The sequence below is a fragment of the Actinomadura darangshiensis genome (genome assembly GCF_004349235.1).
GTDB classification, from domain to species: Bacteria; Actinomycetota; Actinomycetes; order Streptosporangiales; family Streptosporangiaceae; genus Spirillospora; species Spirillospora darangshiensis.
Genome location: NZ_SMKY01000510.1, coordinates 1 through 3589, shown reverse-complemented (window position 1 = coordinate 3589; position 3589 = coordinate 1). Strand labels below are relative to the sequence as shown.

The following is a 3589-nucleotide window of genomic DNA, read 5'->3' as shown; positions in this document are numbered from 1 at the left end:
CCACAGCACCCCCACCCCCCAGCACGGCGGTGTTCCGGCACCCCGCGCCGTCCAGGCGGTGTTCTTCGACATCGGGGAGACCCTCATCAATGAGGGCGAGATCTACGGGCGCTGGGCCGACTGGCTGGGCGTGCCGCGGCACACGTTCCTCACCAAGCTGGGCGCGCTGCTCGCGACCGGCGGCACCCATATGGACCTCTTCGAGTACTTCCGGCCCGGGTTCGACCTGGCGGAGGAGCAGCGCGAGCGCGCCGAGGCGGGCGTCCCGAACGGCTTCGGGCCGGACGACCTGTACCCGGACGCGCGGGCCTGCCTGTCCGGCCTGCGCGACCAGGGCCTTTTCGTCGGCATCGCCGGGAATCAGCCGGTCGAGGCGGCCGCGCAGATGGCGGCCCTCGGACTGGACGCGGACGTGGTCGGCATCTCGGACGTGTGGGGCGTCGCCAAGCCGTCCCAGGAGTTCTTCGAACGCTGCGCCCAACTCGCCGACGTCCTCCCCGATCGCGTCCTCTACGTGGGCGACCGCATAGACAACGACGTCCGGCCGGCACTGGAGTTCGGTATGCGGGCGGCCTTCCTACGACGCGGCCCCTGGGGCCACATCCAGGAAGACGACGACGCGCTACGCGAATGCCTGTTCGTCCTGGATGATCTGGCCGGACTGCCGAAACTCGTCGCCCAGCACAACGCCGCCTAGTCAGACCCCTAGGGGACGTCCCGTAATTCCGAAGTATGGGATCGGAACAGGTCGGACGGCCGATGTGCGATCGGGTACCCGGTCCGTAGCGTGATGTGTGTGGCCGTGAGAAGCGCGGCCGTGTTCACAGCTCGACGAATCGGGGAGAGAAGAACTCATGAACGGCCTTTACCGTCCGCGCCACGGCCGAATGATCGCGGGAGTCTGCGCCGGGCTGGCACGCCGGTTCGGCATGGCCCCCTGGACCGTCCGGCTGCTGGCCCTGCTGTCCTGCCTGCTGCCCGGCCCGCAGTTCGTCGTCTACCTGGTCCTCTGGGTGATGATGCCGAACGAGGACCGCTACATGGCCCGCGCCCACTGACCCTCCCTCCGGCGCGCCCGGCGATCATGATCAACGATTCTGCTTGGCCGGGCTCGCCCGGGGGTGTTAGATCGGGGCACCACCATTCCCGTGGGAAGGGGAGGAGCCGCGGTGCCTGAGGAGGCTCCGGGTCCCGGCCGGACCGGCCGGGCCGCGGACGAAGCCGCCGCGCGCGAGGCAGACCACGCGGCGCGCCTGCTCGGGTACCTGCGCGACCTCGCCCGGGCCAGGCGGCGGCCCTCCCGCGACCTCGCCGACCACGACCAGGTCCACTGGCTGGCCGAACTGCCCGGCGACGTCTACGTGGAGGCGGACGCGGGGCCCGGCGAGGTCCTGTTCAGCGTCCCGGTCATCCCGCTGACGCCGCCCGTCGTCCTGGACGAGTTCGACGGCTGGCTCGCCCTCCGCAACTGGTACCGGGTCCTCCGCGACCTGTCCGGCGAGGAGGTGGTGCTGGCGACGGGGCTGCTGTCGTGGCGTCCGGCCGTCCACGACCATCTGCTGAACACGCCCGTCCGGATCGTCCTGGACGAACGTACGGAACGCATCGACGTCGTCCTCGCCGGGCACACGACCCTGCGCGACCGGGAACTGCTGTCCGGGCATCCGGGGTTCCGGCCCGCCGGCTGGGTGTCCGACGCCGTGCAGGCCGGGCAGGGGTTCGGGCTGAACGCGTCCGCCGGGGACGTCCTGCGCAAATGGTGCCAGGTGGCGCTCACCGGCCCCGCCGACTACCGCGAGGACTGGACGCCCGACACCGACGCCGTCTCGCCCGTCCCGCGGATCCGGCTCGCACCCGCGCTCGTCGTCCGGCCGCCGGGCCGCGAGGCCGTCGCCGACCACCACGCCAGGCTGCTGAGCCTGCTGCCGCGCGGAGTGCCGCAAGGGCTGGCGCGGCTTGTCGCACCGTCCAGGAAACCGCAGGTCATGCACGTGCCGGAGCGTGCCGCGGAGACCGTGCCCGACCTGCTCGCCGAACTCCTCGGACGCGGGCACCGGGTGCTCGTCGCCACGTCCGGGCCCGCCGCGTCCGCCGCACTGCGCGCCGCCCTTCCGCGTGGCCTGGCCGCCCTCACCGCGACCGACCCGGCCACGGCGTCCCGGACCGTGGAAGCGATCCGCGCCCAAGGCGCGTCTCCCGACCTGGACGCGCTGGCCGAGCGCGAGGAGACCGCCGCCCGCCGTGTCGCCGACCTCACCGAACGCCTCCGCACGGGCGACCCGGAGGAACCTCCGCCCGGCCACCGCGAGGCGGACCCCGAACTCTCCTGGATGCCCGTCCGGCCGGACCTGCCGCCGGGCCCGCCGATCTCCCGCTCCGAGGCCGCCGAACTCGTCGTCCTCCTCGCGGAGGAGACCGCCGAACGCAAGGCCCGCACCGCGCAGCGCGACGTCGACCCCGGGGCGCTGCCGAGCGCCGCCTACGTCCGCACCCTGATCGAGGCGGAGCAGGCCGCCGCCGAACGAGCAGAACGCTCCAAAACCGACCTCTCCCAACGGCTCCGCGACAGCGACCGCACCCTCCTCGCCCGCCTCGACGGGGACGCGTCCGTCGTCGGCGCCGCGCTCCGCGACCTCGGCCTCGACGGGCACCCGGGCGGCTGGAACCCCGCCGACCTCGCCGTCCGCGCGTTCGGCGACGCCCTCGCCGACCGGCGCCCCCTCATCTGGGCCCGGGTCTCGGAGATGACGTCCCGCGCCCAATGGGCCGAAGGCGCCCTCTCCGAACTCGGCGGCCACCGCATCGAGCTGCCCGCCGACGCCGACCTGCGCGCCCTCGCCGCGTCCGCCCAGGAACTCCGCACCCACCTGGCCGGCGGCGGCGCCCTCAAACGCGGCCCGCTGCGCTCCGCCGCCCAGCGCCAGGCCGAACCCCTCCTCACCACCGTGACCGTGGACGGCGCGGCGCCCGCCACACCCGAGCTGCTCGACCTCGTCCACACCGACCTGATCATCCGGATCACCTGCCGCGAGCTCCAGTACGTGTGGGAGGCCGCCGGCATCTCCTTCCCCGCCGACCTCCCGCCCGGCGAACGCGTCTCCCGCTTCGTCCGCGCCCACGGCCGCCTCGCCCGCATCCGCGACGCGATGCCCGCCGTCGAATCCACGCGCCGGCTCCTCGACCGCTCCGGCCTCGGCATGCCGCTCGTGCACCCGATCCAGTGGCACGACTACGCCGCCGCCCTCCACAACGCCCTCGAAAGCCTCGGCGTCAGCCGCGCCTCCGCCGACCTGGACGCCCTCCGCGACTCGATCGGCCGGCCCGGCGCCGACGACCCGCCCGAACTCCGCGCCGCCCTGTCCGCCATCGACGCCCGCGACGCCGCCGCCTACGGCCGCGCCCTCGGCGCCCTGGCCGAGGCCCGCCACGAACGCTCCCGCCAGATCCGCGGCACCGACCTCCTCGCCCGCGTCCGCGCCGTCCACCCCGACCTCGCCAACCTCATGATCGCCACCGACGGCGACGAGGTCTGGCACACCCGCACCCGCCACTGGGACGACGCCTGGACCTGGGCCCGCCGCCACGCGAC

At 74.1% G+C, this 3589-nt stretch carries 3 protein-coding genes; all 3 read left to right on the top strand.

Annotation, left to right across the window (positions count from 1 at the left end):
- The first annotated feature begins 58 nt into the window (after positions 1-58).
- A complete protein-coding gene (locus tag E1293_RS45590) occupies positions 59-697 on the top strand; it encodes an HAD family hydrolase (RefSeq protein ID WP_132206178.1) in 639 nt (212 codons plus the stop codon).
- A gap of 157 nt (positions 698-854) precedes the next feature.
- Positions 855-1058, top strand: a complete 204-nt coding sequence (locus tag E1293_RS45585; protein WP_132206176.1) for a PspC domain-containing protein — start codon at positions 855-857, stop codon at positions 1056-1058.
- 111 nt (positions 1059-1169) lie between these two features.
- Positions 1170-3589: hypothetical protein (locus E1293_RS45580; RefSeq protein WP_132206174.1), on the top strand; the 2420-nt coding region annotated here is incomplete at its 3' end.

Coding starts and splice junctions, on each gene's coding strand:
- E1293_RS45585 (WP_132206176.1), top strand. CDS start 855: ATGAACGGCCTTTACCGTCCGCGCCACGGCCGAATGATCGCGGGAGTC.